The following is an 18,107-nucleotide window of genomic DNA, read 5'->3' as shown; positions in this document are numbered from 1 at the left end:
TTATGCACTCCTTGGGTCGAGGCGGTCCCTCAGGAAATCGCCCAGAACGTTGACGGACAAAACAAGAAGGAACAGTGCCAGTCCCGGCATGACGGAAAGCCACCAGGCATTGGCGACATAATTGCGGCCAACCGAAAGCATCGCTCCCCAGCTGGCGGTGGGCGGCTGCACTCCAAGACCGAGGAAAGACAATCCCGCTTCGAACAGTACCATCAGACCGAATTCAAGGGTGGCGACGACGACGAGCGCGCCTGCGATATTCGGCAGGACATGGTAGCGCAGCACCCGCAGCCATCCGGCGCCCATCGCCCGCGAAAGCCGGAGGTAGGACATATTGGTGATAATCAGCGTCTGGGCATAGGCGACGCGCGCGTAACGCGGCCATCGTGTGAGAGCCAGAACAAGAATGACATTCTGCAGGCCTGGCCCAAGCGTTGCCACGGTGATGATGGCAAGCAGAATGGCAGGCACGGAAAGCACGATGTCGACGAGGCGCATGATCACGGTTTCGACCCAACCGCGATAAAAAGCGGCGAGCATTCCGAAAATGCAGCCGGCAATGCCGGACAGCACGACCGAAGCGAATGCGACGAGCAACGAGACGCGCGCTCCGTAGATCAGACGGCTCAACGTATCGCGTCCCAGTTCATCGGAGCCGAACAGGAAATGCGTCGCGCGGATAAGGGTGCCCGGCGACTTCAGGCGTCCGAGAAGGTTCTGTACATTCGGATCGTAAGGGGCGACCAGAGGAGCGAATATGGCCGCAAGGACAATGATCATCAGGATCAGGACCGAGAAGACGACCGTCAGCGGCGGTTTTCCGGCCAATCTGTTTGCTTTGGCAAGGGCCGCGATCATGCCGGTCTCCCGCCAAGACGAATGCGTGGGTCGATGAGGCTGTAGAGCAGGTCAGCCGCAAGATTGAGCAGGATCGCCACCGCCGCGCCGATCAGCACGATGCCCTGGACCACCGCGAAATCGCGTGCGCTGATAGCCTGCATGGTCAATTGACCGAGGCCTGGCCAGGCGAAGACCGTTTCTATGATGATCGCACCCGTCAGCAGATTGGCGATTTCGAGAGCGGAGATCGTCACGATCGGTACCGCGGCATTGCGCATGAGGTGGTGGAAGACCAGACGAGACGTCGACAGACCCTTGGCGTGGGCCGTGCGAACATAGTCCTTGCTCAACTCATCGAGGACGGAGGTGCGTGTGACGCGGGCGAAGGTCGCCATAGACAGAAGACCGAGAGCGAAGGACGGCATCAGCAGGCTTTCGAGCCCGTTCGCCCCAGACGGCGGCAACCAGCGCAGGAAGACTCCGAAGAACATGATGAGCAGGACCGAAGTCCAGAAGGTCGGCATGGATTGCCCGACGAGCACCAGACCGATCAGCCAGCGGGCTTCCCAGCGCTTGCGCCGCACGGCCAGCACGACGCCGATCGGCACGCCAAAGCCGACCGCGACCAGCAAGGCGCCGGCGGCCAGCTCCAACGTGTAGGGAATACGGCTAGCGATGATCTCGACCACCGGCAGGTTCTGCACATAGGAGCGGCCGAGATCGAATTGTGCCAGGCTGGACAGGAAGTGGAAATACTGGATGTAAAGCGGCTTGTCGAAGCCAAGAGCGGTCCGCATGACATCGATGTCGGCCTGAGTAGCGCCCTGCGGCACCAGCAGCAGCACCGGATCGCCGGTCAGGCGCTGCAGAAAGAACACCAGCGTTATGACACCGAACAAGGCGATGAAGGCCTGGATCAAGCGTCTGGCGATGAAGGCAGCCATCCCCTTTTCCTTTCCCCGATGATCCGGGCCTCGACAAACGGCTAGGCTGAAGGTCGTCCGAACTTCGTCATAACGGCTCTAGTCGTGCCAGCTTACCCTGTTGAGGAAGAAGCTCTCATTGGCCGTCGGCTTCCATTCGAGCTTGTCGGACGCACCGTAGATAACGGCTGCCTGATAAAGCGGCAGGATCGGAACATCCTTCGCAACGACCGTGGCGACGTCCTTATAGGCTTCAAGCCGCTTCTTCTCGTCGAGCGTATTGCGCGCACTGTTGAGGAGCGCATCGATGCTCGGGTCCGACACTGCCGAAAACGAGCTGCTGCTATGCAGAAGCGGGAAGGATATGCCATCCGCATCCTGGCAGGCACATGACCACCTGCCGAAGGAAATGGCCGGCTGCTTGTTTTTCTCGCTCTGGACCCGTTGCAAATAGGTGGCGAAATCCACCGTCTCGACATTGACCTTGAAGCCGACATCATTGAGCTGCTGCACGATTGCCTGCACGATCCGCTGATCGAAGGTGGGCGACGTCAGGAAGGCAATTGGCTGCGTCGCGACGCTGCCGGCCTTTTCGACGAGCTCATGTGCCTGTTTCGGATCGAAAGGAAGCCCTTCGATACCGGAAACATAACCCGTATAGTCCGGCGAAGCCAATTGCGGGACGGGTTTGTCAAAGCCGCCGAGCAGACCGTCGACGATCGACTGCTTGTCGATGGCGTAAGCGACAGCACGCCGCAAATTGACATCGTCGAACGGAGGAATGGACGGATTGAGCTTCAGATAGGCGATGCGTTCCGTTACCGCCGTCAGTACCTTGGTGCCGGCCACCCCTTGAAGCTGGGCGCCAAGATCCGGATCGAGCGTCACGGCAAGATCAGCACTTCCGGCCTTCAGATCGGCGACGCGAGTGGCAGCGTCCGGCACAGCGCGGAATTCGGCACTTTGAAAATAGCCCTTGCTGCCCCAATAGCCATCGTTGCGCACCAGGGAAACGGCAATACCGCGCTGCCACTTTTCGAATTTGTACGGCCCTGAGCCGACAGGCGACAGGTTGAAGGCATCGTCGCCCACGGCCTCGACAACATGCTTCGGCACGATGGAAAGCTTGACGAGCTGCGCCAGGAGCACCGGATAAGGTCCATTGGTGCGAATGGTCACCTCATGTGGGCCAGTGACCGCGGCCGATAGGATCTTGTTGAACTGGCTTAGCTGCGGGCTTGCGAACTTCTTGTCGATGATGCGGTTGATGCTGAAAGCCACGTCATCGGGCGTCAGTTTTTGTCCGTCGTGAAAGACCGCATCATCGCGCAATGTGAAGGCAATTTCAGCATCCGACTTATATGTCCAGGAGGTGGCGATCGCAGGTACGATCTTGCCATTGTCATCGCGCGTGACCAGCTGGTCGAAGATGTTGCGATAGACGAAATAGCTGTCCGGATTCCATTGCTTCTGCGGGTCGAGCGACGACGGCTCGCTCACAAGGTCGATCACGACCTTGTCTTTTGCGGCGGCTTGGCCCGCAACGGACATCATCGCCGCAACAGAAACGGCAATCGCAAGAGTTCTTATCGCTCGCATCTAAAAATCCTTTTTCAAAAACGATCGCTCCCGGACGGGACGAGAAATGCGGGTCTCATCATTTGATATCGAAGGACTTGATACCGAAGGACGCTTGGCCTTGCGCTCCACGGGCGCAGCAAGCTCCGACTTCAGCAGACTTGCCTGGGTAAATTCGGCAAAGGCATCACAAGCGAGCTTGAGCAGCTCTGCCGCATCGCCATTGCGATGCGCCTTCTTCGCCGCAACGAAATCGGTCCAGTCGACCGCTTCGAGACGCTGGACGGAGGATGCCTCGAAAAAGTTGAGGTAATAATCGGCCCTGTGCCACAGGATATCCAGCCAATCGGCAATCAGCGGCGCCTTGAGACGCGCCGCGAGCAAGCTCCTGATCTGCCGCTCGTATTCCCGAATGAGGGACAGCTGCGATCCGTGCGCCGAGCCACCCAATCGCAAGGCCGCCTGCATGTCACACAAGGTTTCCAGACGGGCAATATCGTCAGCAGACAGATCGACATCCACCAAAAGCGGCTCCAACCGGGTTCGACCAAGCGTAATTTCTCGCAGACCCAACGCGGTGATGGAGCAAACCCGCCATCCACTCCTTGGCTGCGCCGAGACGAAACCCTTGTGCGCCAGACGGCTGAGCGCAGATCGAACGACCCCGCGCCCGAACCGATAGGTATCGCAAAGAACCTGTTCGGAGAGCCGCTCACCCGGAGAAAACTCACCGAGCTTGATCGCGTTGCGAATCCTGTCCTCGGCGATCGCAACGAGATCGCTGGGGCTTTGAGCAAGAAAGGGACTTTGGTGATCGAGCATATTGTGAAACTAACATCTCAGTTTTCAAAACTGAAGTCTCAAATATGCTATTCTTCATCTTTTTTGTAGAGAATTTTTGCCCGCCCGGCCGCTTGTCGGGTTCGAAATTGCAAGAGACGGCGCAGTAGAAATGCGGATTGAGATCAAGCGAGCAGCGAACGGAAACAATCGGTGGAGCGTCCCAATATCGGCCCCAACCGGAGCAACAGTCACGGAGCCTGCCCGCAGGGGCAAAATCATATGGCGAAGGAACGATTGGCGCCGAATGACACGAAGGTCATCGTGCAACCAGAGCTGCCGTTCTCAAATGGAGGAACAAGGACAAGCTGGCCGTGCTTTGATGGCTGGAAGCCTTACCTCGATCAGGGCTTCAGCTGAAGCCAGAAGTAACCGTAGGGTTGAAACATGATCGGATAACGATGCTTGCCCGCAGCCGGAAATGCCGTCTTTCCAAGCAACTGCCTATGCCGATCTCATCGCCATAGGAGAGCATATCGAGCTGGCAGACAATCCGAGCGCCGTCGACGCAATCAATGAGAAGACACAGGCGCCATCAGCGGATCCTCACCGACTATCTCAATCAGGAAGTCGAGAACCGTCCTGATGCGCAATGGCAGGTTCCGACGCGATGGATAGACGACGCTGATGGCGAACCGGCTCGGCGGAAATTCGGGCATGACGTTCACAAGCCTGCCCTCCTCGATGTCGGACCCGACAAGAACGTGGGAAAGCACGGCAATCCCATTGCCAGCCAGCACGGCACGGTGCACGGCAACCGCATTGCTGGCGACGAGGCGCGGCGCGATACGCACGCTAACGTCCTCGGCGCCATTTGAGAACGACCATGCCCGGCCGTTTCCGACGCGATTGTAACAGATGCAATCATGAGCACTGACGTCGTCGGGTGTTTTGGGTGCTGCCCGCCCTTGTAGATAGGAAGGTGCAGCGACGAGAAAGGCCGTCGTCCACCCAATTCTGCGGCACATCAGACTGCAGTCCGCGACCATTCCCAGCCGCACCTCGAGATCGATCCCCTCTTCGACCAGGTCGGACGGCTCCTCGCGAAAGAGCAAGTCGACGGAAAGTCCCCGATGGCGTTCGAGCAGTATCCCGAGCCGGTCGCTGACGTAAAGCCCGAGCGGTGTCGGCAGAGCCAGTCGCACCTTGCCGGCCACGCGCCCGCCATCACGACATGTGGTTTCGCTAAGCGCCTCGACCGCTTCGATGACCTTGAGTGCCATCGGGATGATCTGTTCCCCCTCCGCCGTCAGCGCCAGCGCGGTCGTCGTGCGATGCAGAAGACGTGTGTTGAGATACGCTTCCAGTGCCGAAACCTGGCGTGAGACAGCAGGCTGCGTCAGCCTGAGATCAATCGCAGCGGCGGAAAAAGAGCCAGTCTCCACCACTCGCATGAATGTTTGCAATGCGCATACGATGTCCATCCCCACCCCATACTTTTCGGCATAGGCCTTATGTTCGAACCTTAGCCTGGAAGGACTTTACTGTCCAGCTATTAAGGATATCTTTTATCCACAAGGATACTAAATATCCTTAATAGCGGAGGCGACCATGACCCAGCGTTTGAATTATGCCCAGCAATCACCGGAACTTTTCAGGAAACTCTCGGAACTCAGCATGGCTCTGAAGGACAGTGCTATCGACCAGAAGATCCAGGATCTCGTTCACATCCGCGCATCGCAGATCAATGGCTGCGCTTTCTGCCTGGACATGCATGTGAAGGAAGCCAAAATCCATGGCGAGAGCGAGCTCCGGCTCTACCACATCTCCATCTGGCGGGAATCCAATCTTTTCATACCCCGCGAACGTGCCGCACTCGCCTGGACTGAAGCAGTGACGAAACTGCATGAAGGCGGCATTCCCGATGAGCTCTACGAACGCGTGCGCGGCCAGCTTTCCGAGAAGGAAATCTCCGATCTCACCTTCGCGATCATGGTCATCAATGCCTGGAACCGCGCCAGCATCGCCTTCAAGACCGTGCCGGGGTCAGCCGACAAGGCCTACGGCCTCGACAGGGCCGGCCTCAACTAAGCCTCTCGCCAAAAGCTTCGGCAAACGATGCGCGGCCGTTCAAGCGGTCGCGACCAAGACATCTCACGACAATCGTTTCAACCGTGGAGCCGGCCAAATCGGTTCCAAGATCTCGATCAACAGGAGACAACCATGGACCTGGACACCTCTCATCCCGCTAAATCAAACCCTGACGAGCTGGTTCCGTCGCGCTACGCGGTGCGGATCGGCGATATCGAGGTGTTGGTGATCAGCGACGGCGTGCTGCCGCTGCCGACCAAGATGCTGGGACATAATGCCGACCCGGCCGAACGCGCGGCATGGCTGAACGACATGTTCCTGCCGCCGGATGCTTTCGACTGGGCGCTGAACGCGGTCGTGGTGCGCAGCGGCAAGCAGACCATCCTCATCGACGCCGGCCTGGGACTGGACCCGGAGCTGAACCTGCCGCGGGCCGGACAGCTGATCAAGCGGCTGGAGGCCGCCGACATCGACCTTGGATCCGTCACCGACGTGGTGCTGACCCACATGCATATGGACCACGTTGGCGGGCTGCTCGTCGGTGGAGTGAAGGAGCGGCTGCGTCCGGACCTCCGGATCCATGTGGCAGCGGCCGAAATCAAATTCTGGGAGGCGCCCGATTTTTCCCATGTATCAATGCCGCCCGGGTTCCCGGACGCGCTTCGCGCTGCCGCCAAGCAGTTCAGGAAAGAGTACGAGAACCAGCTGCAACTGTTCGGTGATGAATACCAGGTGGCACCGGGCGTGGTCGTCTCTCGGACGGGCGGCCACACACCCGGGCACAGCGTGGTCCGCGTCGCCTCCGGCAAGGACCGGCTGATGTTTGCCGGCGATGCCGTGTTCGCGGTCGGCTTCGAACATCCCGACTGGCACAACGGCTTCGAACACGACCCGGAAGAAGCTACGCGCGTGCGCGTCCGTCTTTTGCGGGAGCTGGCGGAGACCGGCGGACTACTGGTGGCCACCCATATGCCATTCCCCTCGGTTGGCCATGTGGCAGTCGACGGCGATGTCTTCCGTTGGGTGCCGGTGTTCTGGGACTACTAAACGCCTAGCGAGCGGGTGCCGGGTCGGCGTGCAGCCGTCAGGAAACGCCCAGTTCGGCCGAGCCGATGAAGGCATCATCATAAACGGTCCGACCCGCAACCCATCATACAGAAACGAACGAACAATGCGGCGCATGACGCGGCCGCGAATTGGAGAAGCTCATGAAAATCGTCATCATCGGCGGAACCGGCCTCATCGGTTCAAAGACGGCCGACCGTCTTCGCAAGCAGGGCCATGAAGTCATTGCCGCCGCGCCGAACACCGGCGTCAATACGATTACCGGCGAGGGTCTCGCCGAAGCGCTCGCGGGCGCCTCTGTCGTCATGGACCTCGCAAACTCACCCTCCTTCGAGGACAAGGCAGTGCTCGAATTCTTTGAGACAGCGGGCCGCAATCTGACGGCGGCGGCGAAGGTCGCCGGCGTGAAACATCATATCGCGCTCTCGATCATCGGCGTCGATCGCTTGCCCGACAGCGGCTACATGCGCGCCAAGGCCGCCCAGGAAGAAATCATCCGGAAATCCGGCATCCCCTATACGATCGTCCATTCGACGCAGTTCATGGAATTCATCGGCGGCATTGCCCAGTCCGGCGCCGTCGGGGACCTAGTACGGCTGCCCGTGGGCTATATGCAGCCGATCGCCTCCGACGACGTCGCAGATGCCATGGCCTCCGTCGCGACCGCAGCGCCCATCAATGGCATAGTCGAGATCTCCGGCCCGGAACGTATCCGGATGAACGAGCTTGTAGCCCGCTACCTGAAGGCCATGGGCGATGCCCGCAAGGTCGAGGGCGACCCTGATGCCCAGTATTTCGGGACGAAGCTGGAAGATGGCTCGCTTGTCTCCGACAAAAATCCCCGCCTCGGTCACATCACCTTCGAACAGTGGTTCGCGACCTCCGCACGGAAATGACCGGATGACGACATGTCGCCTTAAGCGGCGTGTCGCCCAACCCTCGAGAAAGGAAATTTCGACATGATCAAGCCAGTCTTCGTTCTTGCCATCACAGCGCTCTTGTCTGCGACGGGCGCCGCCTTCGCCGCCGACCAAAAAGACGCCAAAGTCACCCTTGTCTACGAGCACGAATTGCCGAACGTCCCTGGCAAGAGCATCAAGGGTGTTCTGGTCGAATACGGCCCGGGCGGCTTCTCTCCGGGTCATACGCATCCCAGTTCGGCCTTCATCTATGCGACGGTTCTGGAAGGGGCAATCCGCAGCCAGGTCAATGACGGTCCGGTAAAGGTCTACAGGGCCGGCGAAAACTTCTCCGAGATGCCGGGTGATCGTCACGGCGTCAGCGCAAATGCCAGCAAGACCAAGCCGGCAAAGCTCCTGGCCGTCTTCGTCGTCGACACCAGCCAGAAGGAACTGACCTTCCCGATCAAGAAATAGCTGGATGCGGGCGGGTGCCCAAGGCGCCCGTCCCTTCCCGACTTCAGGAAATCATCGTCGGTGAGCCCTATCATATTTGGCGAACATCATTTTCTGCCGCTCGTCCTGATCAATCTGCTCGGGCTGGCCGGCATTCTCATCTGGCACATCCAGGGGCGCCGTCGCCCCACCGCGCGCCTCGTCGTGCAGATCCTGTTCTTTTGCTGCATGAGCCTCGTGCTCTGGCGTGCCGGAATTTCGCCCTATCACCTCGATGACGGCGAGCTACAGGATGCTGGCATCCTGCTTGCCAAGTCCGCAAGGATCCTCTGGTGGCTGCATCTTGCCTGGACGATGATCGGCTTTGTCCACATCTATCTCACCCTCAACCGCCGGCCGCAGGAGGCACATCTTCTTCAGGATCTGATCGTCGGCATCGTCTATCTCGGCGTCGCCCTGTCCGTCATCGGCTTCGTCTTCGGCGCACCGGTCGGGCCGCTGATTGCCACCTCGGGCATCGTCGTCGTCATTATCGGCCTTGCGCTGCAGAACACGCTTGCCGATGTCTTTTCCGGGATCGCGCTGGCACTCGGTCGCGCCTACGTCATCGGCGACTGGATCCAGCTCGCCGACGGTACCGAAGGGCGTGTCGTTGAAACCAACTGGCGCTCCACCAACCTGCTTTCGAGCGGACATAACGTCGTCGTGCTGCCGAACGGCGTGCTGGCGAAACAGGGCGTCACCAATCGCAGCCGCCCGGATGAATCGCACCAGATCTCGCTGACGATACGAATATCCGCTATTCACAAGCCGCGGCTCGTCGAAGAGGTCATGCTTGCCGTTCTACAGGGCTGCGAAAGGATCGTCATGAACCCGCCGCCGGTCGTCGCGCTCAAGACGATCGACGCAATCGCCATCGAGGTCGAGCTGTTCTTCCGTGTCGCGAGCGCAGCAAGCCGCATGCCGGCACAAAACGAGATCATCGATCTCATCTACGAACATTGCAGGACGAGCGGAATAACATTGGCGATGCCGACCCAAAGCTTCGCCTGCCTCCCCATAGGCGAACAGAAGGAACAGGCCACTCTCAGAGCGATATCATCCGGCGCGCTCTAGCGCCCATTCGAAAGAGCTTTTCCAGAGTTCCGGCGGGATCTCCTTCGACAGGATGCCGACGAGGTCGGACAATTTGACGCCGCGCAGTTTCTCGCGCCACGCTTCGTCGGCCTCCCACATGATGCGCGCCACCGCACAGGGGCTGCTTTCGCAATAACCCTTCGGGCGGCAGGGATTGTTGGCGCGAATATTGGTGCAGACGAAGGTTCGCTGCCGCCCCTCGACGGCCTCCACGATCTCCAGAAAAGTGAGGTCCGCGGGCGATTTCGCCAATCTATAACCGCCGGAGGGGCCGAGTGTCGTGTCGACAAGTCCGGCCTGAGACAGGCTCTGCAGAGCCTTGGAAAGATATTCCTTGGGAAGCCCATGGAATTCGGCGAGCGCTTTGGTGGAGAGATAGCGACCATCAGGCAAACCTGCAAGAATGGCGCAACAATGGAGAGCCCATTCGACTTGGCTTTTCAAAATCATAAATTCATTCCAAAGGCCTGCGGCTGGCATATATCTATCAAGGATAAAGAATATCCTTATTTGATCGTCATGTAAACAAATTCCGAGATGCAGATTTGCCTCTCGCATACTGGGCATGCAAAAGCGAAGCGATCTTCACAGGCTTCGACTGGCAACCAAATGACCTATACAATCGGCTCTTTGCGACCGACTTGCATTACAAACGGCTACTCGACGAGAATTAGAATGGCGCACCTGAAAGCATAAGAACCGCATGTGCGGCGTTATCCTCAGATGTGCAAGTGTCCTCACTGCTAGGAGACACCTCGTAGAGGAGCAGATTTGGCAGATCGTCTCTATAGGTGGCGCTTGCTGCGGCGATTGAGGGCCGCTTGCAATTGCTTAACCTGGACATTGATCGCATTCCGCCCCACGCCAAAACTGTTCGCATAGGCCGGAAACCGCAGGCAGGTTTGGTCACGGCCGGCTCAAAATACCATTCTTCCTAGTCACTGCTCACCGAGCTGATCGTTGTCGCCACAGTACCAGCGCAACAAGGAAGTCCCCAATCGTACCGAGATCTACTCGGATGTCTTTTGCTTTCCAAAGACGATGCTGAGATAGGTCTCGCCCGAGCGGACAACGTGATTGCGCATCAAGCGCTCGGCCAAGTCCGCATCGCCGGCAACGATCGCATCTGCGATGCTTGTGTGTTCATCCAGGGCCTTCTGCCGCTCCGCCGGATCGAGATGAATGATGCGGCGAATGCTTGCGTCGTAAAATTGCTGACGCTCGATGAGCTTCGCGAGATAGCCACAGCGTGAACTGCGATGGATGTGGTCGTGAAATGTCTCGTTGAGCGCGATCAGCTGATCGGCATCCCCGGATTTGGTCGCCGCTTTCATGACATCCACCGTGGCAAGAAGCTCGGCTCCCGATGGCTTGTCAATGCGTTTAGCGGCGAGACGCGCGATCATCGATTCCAGTGCGGCGCGGGCAAGGATCATCTCTTCGGCCCATTGCATGCTGAACCTGATCGCAATGCCGCGGCGCGGCAAGGTTTCGACCAAGCCTTCCGTTTCGATCTGGCGCAGTGCCTCCTTGATCGGCGTCGTGCTGACGCCGAACTGCTCTGCCAGCTGTCGCTCGTTGAGCCTTTCGCCCGTAGCAAAGGCGCCTGACAGGATTGCGCTTCTGATCGCGCGATAGACATGGTCCCGCACGGTAAGTTGAAAAGCCGGATCAATTCGCTCAAAGGCCGCCACGCGACCCACACCCTGCTTTGCTTCGATCATTTTTGAATCTCGTTGACATGACTTCGATAGCGTGACATCTGGTATATCAGATTTCAGATTCTTGTCGACATCGCAATTCGACAGCCGAAATCGCCAGAAGAGGTTGAGGAGCCTTGAGGAGGATCTGCCATGCAAAGTGATCCGGCGCCTGGCGGGATTGAACAGCCAGTCTCTGCCGCCGACAGCCCGTGCTCTTTGAGACGCTGATATCAAGTCATAAGCCTGCTTCGGGCGCCGCCCTCCCCCCCGATTGCCCTTCAGCCGCCGAAGAAACATCCGACTACCGGAGAGCCCCCGATGCTCCGAAAGGTTCCTAGATGAAGACACATGCTTCCGCACCACTTGGCACGCCCCGCGCCGGCTACCAACGGTTCATCGTGCTGGCGCTCATCACGGTGATCTTGGCGGTCAGCACTGGAGATAGAGCAACCCTTTCCGTCGCAGGTCCCGGGATTGCAAAAGATCTTGGCATCAATGCCGTGAATATGGGCTGGCTCTTTTCCGCATTCTCGTGGAGCTACTTCATTGCACAGGTCCCATCGGGCTATATCGTCGATCGGACAGGCGCAAAGGCTGCCATGTTGATTTCTTTGGCCGGATGGTCGATCGCGATCACCCTTGTCAGCGGCGTCGGATATTTTGCCTACCCGGTAGTCGCACTTTACGTTCTAAGATTTGTGCTGGGGCTCCTGGAAGGACCGGTGACGCCGGCTTCCGCTCGCATCATCGCCGCGTGGTTTCCATCAGACGAACGTGGCGTCGCCGGCGCAATCTTCAACTCTGCTCAGTATCTTTCCCTCGCAGTCTTCACGCCCCTGATGGGCGCGCTGTTCCATTATCTTGGCTGGGAACATATCTTCTCGGTCATGGGGGTGATCGGATTGGTCTTGGCGCTCGTCTGGTGGAGAACCTATTTCGCGCCGAGCCGCCATCCGTGGGTCACAAAAGAGGAAATCGCCTATATCAAAGCCGGCGGTGCGCTGACCGATGTAGGAGGAGAAAAATCCAAAGCGAGCGAGGCGCAAATTCCCACCCGACAGATTGCGCGACAAATTCTGACCAATCGCATGTTGCTCGGGATTTTCCTTGCCCAATATTGCATCGCGACGCTTTCGACCTTCTTCATTTCCTGGTTTCCGAGCTACCTGGTTCAGGAAAGACATTTCTCGATGCTTCAGGCCGGCTTCGTGGCATCCCTGCCGGCAATCTTTGGATGCATCGGCGGCGTTTCCACCGGCTTTTTCTCCGACTGGCTGCTGCGCAAATCCGGCTCCCTCAGTCTTGCGAGGAAAATCCCGATCACCATCGGGCTCGGCCTCAGCGCCACCATCATCCTGTGCAACTATACGGATGTGAACGCCATCGTCGTGGCGATCATGTGCGCGGCCTTTTTCGGCAAGGGCTTCGGGGCGCTCGGATGGACGGTCGTTGCCGACACGGCACCCAAGGAGGCAATCGGCCTGACCGGCGGCTTGTTCAATGCTGCCGGCAGTATCGGCGGAGTCATCACTCCAGTCGCAATCGGCTATATTATCGAGGGAACCGGCTCCTTCCATGGCGCCCTCCTTTATGTCGGGCTGCATGTCATAGGTGCGGTTGTGAGCTACTGGGTGCTGGTCGGCAGGATCGAACGGTTCGAGATCTCAAAAGCCTCGCTCGAGCCCGTTGGTGCAGAACTCGTACTTGCCAAGGGGGATCGCGATCATTGAGCTCTCAGAGATAGTCTGCCGGCGCAATTCAGCGGATCTCGCAGCTGGTCGCGAGCGGCTTTCAATCTGATCGCGCGCAGCTAGGCGCCCGGAGAGGTGGCAGTTTTCTGGCTGCGCGCTCAAGTTTTTGCACAATCTGGCCATGATGCGTTTTCTGGATATCGATGCTTGCCAGATTTAGAAACCAGGAAGCGCATGCCGAAACATAGGAGCCCCCTTCTCCCGTGACGGATTGGACGACCGGGAAAACGAGATCGACTAGCACCAGACGACAACCTCGACCGTTGCATTAGACGACAGTGGCTGAAGTAGACTATCAACATTTTGATAGGTCTAGGCGCAGTTGACCCCTCTTGGAGCACCTTTCACTTTGGCTTAGATTGCCCGTCAATGACGAAGCCTGTTGGATCTGGCGAATAAGGCAAGGTCAGCAATCCCCAGGACCTGATCAGGAATTATATGAGGCGGACAAGAATTGAGGATATCGCCAAAGAGGCGAAGGTAAGCAAGGCGACTGTAGATCGCGTCATTCACAAGAGGGGCTTCGTTCGCGAGGAAACGGTCCGCAGGGTTGCAGAAGCAGCGCATAAACTGGCCTATTACGCCAGCGGTCTGATTGATCGGCAGCTGACCGCACCGCTTGCAAGAGTGAGATTTGGCTTCCTGCTCATAAAAGAAAAGCAGGAGTTTTATCAGTCTTTCAGCAAAGAGCTGACCCGCGCGGTGGCAGACCGTCAGGATTTTCGCGGTGAAGTGACCATTCGATATTCTCCGTCTCAGTCGCCGGCAGACTTCGCGGCGATCATGCAGGAACTTGCCACGCATACCGATGCGATAGCTTGCACTGCGGTCAACCATGGCATCGTCAATGAAGCCGCCCAGAGCTTGCGGCGGAACGGAGTTCCTGTCTTCGCCTTGCTGAATGATTTCGGCCACGGCGCGCGTCAAACCTATATCGGTCTCGACAATCACAAGGCCGGATGTCTGGCGGCATGGATGATCGCCACGGCAAGTCGCCAATCCGGAAAAGTTGCGATTTTTCTTGGCAGTAATCGCTGGCAGGGACATGAATTGAAGGAAGCCGGATTCCGTTCATACCTGCGCCAATTGCGGCCGGATCTTGATATCTTGGAACCGGTCATCAATCTTGAGACAAGAAAACTCACCCATGAAACCTCGATCGCCTTGCTTGAGCGTCATCCGGACCTGAGAGGGGTTTACGTCGCAGGCGGCGGGATGGAAGGCGCAATAGCGGCGCTGCGGGAAATGCGCGCGCCCGGAGAGGTCGCCCTCATCGTCAACGAGCTCACCTCGGTCAGCCGCGCAGCCCTTTCCGACGGCTATGCGACAATGGTCATCGGCACGCCTCTGGCACAGCTTTGCCGGGACACCGTCGAGCTGATGGCACGGAGCGTACTCCAGAGTCATGTTCAAATACCGGACGCGCATTTTCTGGAGCCGCAACTTTTTCTACCTCCTTCCATCTGAGAATGAGGTGAAACACCTCAAGCGGAAAGTACGAGAAACCTCACCAATGCACTAATCCAAATCCCGCCCGATTGCGCGCGACCGAACCTTTTGGCATTGCCTAGAGCCACGTGGCACGCTCCGTCGGAGCAGCAATATCGGGATTTTGGGAGGAAACATGTTCTGGGCACTCAATCAGATTACGGCGCCAAATCTTAGCTACACCGATTTCCTCGACCTATCGGTCGCTCTCGGCTGCCAGGGCGTGGAGGTTCGCAACGACCTCAAGCGCCAGCTATTTGACGGCCTTTCGCCAACCGAGGCAGGTCAAATGGTTCGGGAGCGAGGTTTGCGGCTCGTTGGCTTGTCCCAGGTCTATCCGTTCAATTTCTGGTCGGATGACATCGAGCGAAAGGTTCGGGATCTGATTGCAATCGCCAGGGAGGCCGGCGCCGAAACCATCAGCCTGATCCCGCGAAACGAGGGGATCGGCACCGAGGAGCAGGAGCGCAAAGCCAATCTCGAAACGTCCCTTGCCGCCATTTTGCCTCTTCTTGAGGAGGCGGAGCTGGTCGCACTGGTCGAGCCGCTTGGGTTTCAGCGTTCCTCGCTGCGTTACAAGGCTGAGCTCGTGGATGCGATCAACGCACTCGGTGCGGCACATCGCTATAAACTCGTCCATGACACGTTCCATCACGCCCTGGCGGATGGCGGGCCAATCTTCGCCGGTCACACGGGGATCGTCCACATATCGGCTGTCGTTGATCCGACGTTGCAGCTGAACCAGATGGAAGACGAGCACCGGGTTCTCGTGGATAGATCAGACCGACTGGACAATGTGAGCCAGATCAAAGCTTTGCAGGCTGCCGGATATGTCGGACCGATTTCCTACGAGTGCTTCTCTCCTTTGGTGCACGACCTCACCAACCCACGGGAAGCGATCCAAGCCTCATTTGACTTCATCGAATCGGCCTTGAAGGCCGGGTGATCGCCGAACAGGCGACGCGAATGGAAAGGAGTCTGGCGAGCTTGGCTGCGTCCGGGCTCGGCTTAATTTTGTGTCGATAAGATCGAGCTCCTTGTTTTAACCCTTCCGCATTGCCAGTGGCGCAGCGACCGCGGCCCCTACCATCGTCAGGACTCCCTCATTCAGATATTCTCGGAGATATAAATCTCGAACGGGAAAAAGGTCTGGCGGGCGGTCGTTTGCGCGGTTCCTTCGACTGAACTCACCATCTGTGTGATGAGCTCTCGGCACAAAAGAGGCAGTGGTGTGCAAATGGCCATGGCAACTGTTCCATCCATCAGTGCGCCCTTACTCTCGGGAACAAGCTCGTTGACGATGAGGGTCACGTCGCCTGCGCGGTTTTCTTCTCTGAGTGCGGCTATCGCCCCCTCCATTCCGCCGCCGGCGACATAAAGACCGATAAGGTCTGGATGTTTCTGCAGAAGATCGAGCGTCGCCTCATGCGTGACGTCGACGGCGTCGAGATTGATGAGCGTTTCCAGGACTTCGAATTCCGGCGCATTCTCGCGGAAATAGGAGCGAAAACCCATCTCCCGCAACTCGTGGCCGTGAAAGCGGTGACTGCCCACGAAACATGCCACTTTGCCCGGCTTGCGAGCCGTGCGCGCGATCGTCCAGGCGGCAGATCTCCCGACCTTTCTGTTGTCGAGGCCGAGATATCCTTCCCGAATGCCCGCGGCGAAGTCGGAAAGTACGGAAAAGACCGGGATTCCCTTTTCCTTGAGCTCGTCGACGATCGCCTCGACCGCCGGATAGTCAGGGGCGACGACGGCCACGGCCTGATTACGGGCCGCCAGTGCCCGCATTTTCTCCGCGATCGCGCTCGGTGTCGAGACAGCTGGATAGTCGATTTGAACCTGCAGCTTCGCTGTCGTCATTGCCGCCGCAGCCGCTTCGATCTCTTTGGCAAAGGCTTGATAAAATGATTGCGTGGGCTTCTGCAACAGGAATGCCAGTTGATAGCGCGGTACGTCTTCGAAGACGCGCTGACGCAGGAGACCGACGGCATGATAGCCGATGTCCTGCGCCGCCTCATAGACGCGCCGTGCCGTCTGTTCACGAACCGGAAGGCGTCCGTTCAGCACGCGATCGATGGTGGCGACGCTGACGCCGGACGCCTTGGCGAGATCCGATATGGTGGGGCGACGCATGGTTGCTCCTGATGGAATTTATCATTCCTGCGCTGTCATAATGATAGATTTTGATAGATTCCATCATTCCTGCATTGAGGCAAGCGAAAAGTCGATCTATCGTTTCCAGCATTGAGAGCGAAGCGCTGTTGCGCATCGCGGGAGGCAGGGATGACGACGATAATCAAGCGTGACTATGATCTGCTCGGCGCAAGCGGCAGGCTGGCGGTGGAAACGGGGCTGGCTGCCGCCGAATGGTATCACACGGATGTTGCACGCAAGGATATGAAGGCGCTGATGCAGCGCTCGGATGCGCCGGCGATCCGCGACACCATCATCTGGCTCGGCAGCATGGTGGTCTTCGCCGGGTTCGGCGTCTACTTCTGGGGATCGTGGATCTGCATCCCCTTCTTCCTGGCCTATGGCGTGCTCTACGGCTCGGCCTCCGACAGCCGCTGGCATGAATGCGGCCATGGTACGGCCTTCAAGACGCGCTGGATGAACGATGTCGTCTACCAGATCGCCTGCTTCATGATCATGCGCAATCCAGTGACCTGGCGCTGGAGCCATGCTCGCCACCATACCGATACGGTCATTGTCGGCCGCGATCCGGAGATTGCCGTCATGCGGCCACCGGATCTCCTCCGCCTCGTCCTGAATTTCTTCGGTATCCTCGATGCCTGGTACGCGTTGATCGACATGCTGCGCAATGCTGCCGGCTTCATCAGCGCTGCGGAAAAGACCTTCATTCCCGAGATGGAGCAGCCGAAAGCGATCCGTATCGCCCGTATCTGGCTTGCGATCTACCTCGTCACCATTGCATCAGCGATCGCCATGGGCTCGATCCTGCCGCTGATGCTGATCGGCCTTCCCCGGCTCTATGGCGCCTGGCATCACGTTCTGACCGGCCTGCTGCAGCATGGCGGCCTCGCCGACAACGTTATCGATCATCGCCTGAACAGCCGCACCGTCATGATGAACCCGGTCAGCCGCTTCATCTACTGGAACATGAACTACCATGTCGAACATCACATGTTCCCGATGGTGCCCTATCATGCGCTGCCGAAGCTGCACGCGATGATCAAGCACGATCTGCCGGCCGCCAATCCGTCCATCTGGTCCGGCTATCGCGAGATGATCCCCGCATTCCTGCGGCAATTGCGCAACGAGGACTATTTCCTGAAGCGCGAGCTGCCGTCGACGGCGCGGCCCTATCGTGAAGAGTTCCATGGCGAACTGCCGGCCGCCGCACAATAACATCGACATTGCAAGGGAGGAAAA

Annotated in this window: 17 protein-coding genes; 9 read left to right on the top strand and 8 right to left on the bottom strand. The window is 58.3% G+C overall.

The features are described 5' to 3' along the window. From GA0061103_RS06605 to GA0061103_RS06585, 5 genes are all read right to left on the bottom strand, one after another. On the bottom strand, window positions 1-858 hold the full coding sequence (locus tag GA0061103_RS06605) for an ABC transporter permease (RefSeq protein ID WP_092708298.1): 858 nt from the start codon (window positions 856-858) through the stop codon (window positions 1-3). Next, window positions 855-1,784: an ABC transporter permease gene (locus GA0061103_RS06600; protein ID WP_092708295.1), complete on the bottom strand. Its 930-nt coding sequence runs from the start codon at window positions 1,782-1,784 to the stop codon at window positions 855-857. Before GA0061103_RS06600 ends, GA0061103_RS06605 begins: the two co-directional genes overlap by 4 nt. Window positions 1,785-1,862: 78 nt before the next feature. Continuing rightward, window positions 1,863-3,362, bottom strand: a complete 1,500-nt coding sequence (locus GA0061103_RS06595; protein ID WP_092708293.1) for an ABC transporter substrate-binding protein — start codon at window positions 3,360-3,362, stop codon at window positions 1,863-1,865. Beyond that, the gene (locus GA0061103_RS06590; protein WP_092708290.1) at window positions 3,363-4,163 is read right to left on the bottom strand and encodes a GntR family transcriptional regulator; all 801 of its coding nucleotides are present in this window, start codon (window positions 4,161-4,163) and stop codon (window positions 3,363-3,365) included. A gap of 530 nt (window positions 4,164-4,693) precedes the next feature. Continuing rightward, a complete protein-coding gene (locus GA0061103_RS06585; protein ID WP_092708286.1) occupies window positions 4,694-5,605 on the bottom strand; it encodes a LysR family transcriptional regulator in 912 nt (303 codons plus the stop codon). 127 nt (window positions 5,606-5,732) lie between these two features. On the opposite strand from GA0061103_RS06585, the gene GA0061103_RS06580 reads away from it, so the two are divergent. The 5 genes from GA0061103_RS06580 to GA0061103_RS06560 all read left to right on the top strand — a co-directional run bounded on the left by GA0061103_RS06580 (window position 5,733) and on the right by GA0061103_RS06560 (window position 9,748). Then, on the top strand, window positions 5,733-6,212 hold the full coding sequence (locus GA0061103_RS06580; protein WP_092708283.1) for a carboxymuconolactone decarboxylase family protein: 480 nt from the start codon (window positions 5,733-5,735) through the stop codon (window positions 6,210-6,212). 132 nt (window positions 6,213-6,344) lie between these two features. Beyond that, on the top strand, window positions 6,345-7,259 hold the full coding sequence (locus GA0061103_RS06575; protein ID WP_092708280.1) for an MBL fold metallo-hydrolase: 915 nt from the start codon (window positions 6,345-6,347) through the stop codon (window positions 7,257-7,259). 161 nt (window positions 7,260-7,420) lie between these two features. Beyond that, window positions 7,421-8,173 carry an SDR family oxidoreductase gene (locus GA0061103_RS06570; RefSeq protein WP_092708277.1) on the top strand — a complete coding sequence of 251 codons (753 nt, stop codon included), beginning with the start codon at window positions 7,421-7,423 and terminating at the stop codon, window positions 8,171-8,173. 63 nt (window positions 8,174-8,236) lie between these two features. Next, window positions 8,237-8,653, top strand: a complete 417-nt coding sequence (locus tag GA0061103_RS06565; protein WP_092708274.1) for a cupin domain-containing protein — start codon at window positions 8,237-8,239, stop codon at window positions 8,651-8,653. Window positions 8,654-8,725: 72 nt separating this feature from the next. Beyond that, window positions 8,726-9,748 (top strand): mechanosensitive ion channel family protein, encoded by a 1,023-nt coding sequence (locus tag GA0061103_RS06560; RefSeq protein ID WP_092708775.1) that lies wholly within the window; start codon window positions 8,726-8,728, stop codon window positions 9,746-9,748. Here GA0061103_RS06560 and GA0061103_RS06555 read toward each other — a convergent pair. Beyond that, a complete protein-coding gene (locus GA0061103_RS06555) occupies window positions 9,731-10,219 on the bottom strand; it encodes an RrF2 family transcriptional regulator (protein WP_092708271.1) in 489 nt (162 codons plus the stop codon). The genes GA0061103_RS06560 and GA0061103_RS06555 overlap by 18 nt on opposite strands. 560 nt (window positions 10,220-10,779) lie before the next feature. Next, window positions 10,780-11,493 (bottom strand): GntR family transcriptional regulator, encoded by a 714-nt coding sequence (locus GA0061103_RS06550; RefSeq protein ID WP_092708268.1) that lies wholly within the window; start codon window positions 11,491-11,493, stop codon window positions 10,780-10,782. Between the two features lie 317 nt (window positions 11,494-11,810). On the opposite strand from GA0061103_RS06550, the gene GA0061103_RS06545 reads away from it, so the two are divergent. From GA0061103_RS06545 to GA0061103_RS06535, 3 genes are all read left to right on the top strand, one after another. Further along, window positions 11,811-13,202 carry an MFS transporter gene (locus tag GA0061103_RS06545; RefSeq protein WP_092708265.1) on the top strand — a complete coding sequence of 464 codons (1,392 nt, stop codon included), beginning with the start codon at window positions 11,811-11,813 and terminating at the stop codon, window positions 13,200-13,202. Between the two features lie 459 nt (window positions 13,203-13,661). Further along, window positions 13,662-14,690 carry a LacI family DNA-binding transcriptional regulator gene (locus GA0061103_RS06540; protein WP_092708262.1) on the top strand — a complete coding sequence of 343 codons (1,029 nt, stop codon included), beginning with the start codon at window positions 13,662-13,664 and terminating at the stop codon, window positions 14,688-14,690. A gap of 157 nt (window positions 14,691-14,847) precedes the next feature. Then, window positions 14,848-15,657 carry a TIM barrel protein gene (locus tag GA0061103_RS06535; RefSeq protein WP_092708259.1) on the top strand — a complete coding sequence of 270 codons (810 nt, stop codon included), beginning with the start codon at window positions 14,848-14,850 and terminating at the stop codon, window positions 15,655-15,657. 161 nt (window positions 15,658-15,818) lie between these two features. Here GA0061103_RS06535 and GA0061103_RS06530 read toward each other — a convergent pair whose 3' ends face one another. Further along, window positions 15,819-16,847, bottom strand: coding sequence for a LacI family DNA-binding transcriptional regulator (locus tag GA0061103_RS06530; protein ID WP_092708256.1), 1,029 nt, complete (start codon window positions 16,845-16,847; stop codon window positions 15,819-15,821). A 150-nt stretch (window positions 16,848-16,997) separates the two neighbouring features. Here GA0061103_RS06530 and GA0061103_RS06525 point away from each other — a divergent pair, with 150 nt between their 5' ends. Further along, on the top strand, window positions 16,998-18,083 hold the full coding sequence (locus GA0061103_RS06525) for a fatty acid desaturase family protein (protein WP_092708253.1): 1,086 nt from the start codon (window positions 16,998-17,000) through the stop codon (window positions 18,081-18,083). The last annotated feature ends 24 nt before the right edge of the window (window positions 18,084-18,107 follow it).

The organism is Martinezella multihospitum (genome assembly GCF_900094585.1).
GTDB classification, from domain to species: domain Bacteria; phylum Pseudomonadota; class Alphaproteobacteria; order Rhizobiales; family Rhizobiaceae; genus Rhizobium; species Rhizobium multihospitium.
Note: the sequence above shows the minus strand (reverse complement) of the source record. Positions and strands in the feature narration are given on the sequence as shown.

Excerpts from the sequence above, each read along its gene's own strand:
- GA0061103_RS06565 (WP_092708274.1), top strand. The coding sequence starts at position 8,237 with ATGATCAAGCCAGTCTTCGTTCTTGCCATCACAGCGCTCTTGTCTGCG.
- GA0061103_RS06590 (WP_092708290.1), bottom strand. The coding sequence starts at position 4,163 with ATGCTCGATCACCAAAGTCCCTTTCTTGCTCAAAGCCCCAGCGATCTC.
- GA0061103_RS06600 (WP_092708295.1), bottom strand. The coding sequence starts at position 1,784 with ATGGCTGCCTTCATCGCCAGACGCTTGATCCAGGCCTTCATCGCCTTG.
- GA0061103_RS06525 (WP_092708253.1), top strand. The coding sequence starts at position 16,998 with ATGACGACGATAATCAAGCGTGACTATGATCTGCTCGGCGCAAGCGGC.
- GA0061103_RS06535 (WP_092708259.1), top strand. The coding sequence starts at position 14,848 with ATGTTCTGGGCACTCAATCAGATTACGGCGCCAAATCTTAGCTACACC.
- GA0061103_RS06580 (WP_092708283.1), top strand. The coding sequence starts at position 5,733 with ATGACCCAGCGTTTGAATTATGCCCAGCAATCACCGGAACTTTTCAGG.
- GA0061103_RS06585 (WP_092708286.1), bottom strand. The coding sequence starts at position 5,605 with ATGGACATCGTATGCGCATTGCAAACATTCATGCGAGTGGTGGAGACT.
- GA0061103_RS06555 (WP_092708271.1), bottom strand. The coding sequence starts at position 10,219 with ATGATTTTGAAAAGCCAAGTCGAATGGGCTCTCCATTGTTGCGCCATT.
- GA0061103_RS06530 (WP_092708256.1), bottom strand. The coding sequence starts at position 16,847 with ATGCGTCGCCCCACCATATCGGATCTCGCCAAGGCGTCCGGCGTCAGC.
- GA0061103_RS06550 (WP_092708268.1), bottom strand. The coding sequence starts at position 11,493 with ATGATCGAAGCAAAGCAGGGTGTGGGTCGCGTGGCGGCCTTTGAGCGA.
- GA0061103_RS06595 (WP_092708293.1), bottom strand. The coding sequence starts at position 3,362 with ATGCGAGCGATAAGAACTCTTGCGATTGCCGTTTCTGTTGCGGCGATG.
- GA0061103_RS06605 (WP_092708298.1), bottom strand. The coding sequence starts at position 858 with ATGATCGCGGCCCTTGCCAAAGCAAACAGATTGGCCGGAAAACCGCCG.
- GA0061103_RS06540 (WP_092708262.1), top strand. The coding sequence starts at position 13,662 with ATGAGGCGGACAAGAATTGAGGATATCGCCAAAGAGGCGAAGGTAAGC.
- GA0061103_RS06570 (WP_092708277.1), top strand. The coding sequence starts at position 7,421 with ATGAAAATCGTCATCATCGGCGGAACCGGCCTCATCGGTTCAAAGACG.
- GA0061103_RS06575 (WP_092708280.1), top strand. The coding sequence starts at position 6,345 with ATGGACCTGGACACCTCTCATCCCGCTAAATCAAACCCTGACGAGCTG.
- GA0061103_RS06545 (WP_092708265.1), top strand. The coding sequence starts at position 11,811 with ATGAAGACACATGCTTCCGCACCACTTGGCACGCCCCGCGCCGGCTAC.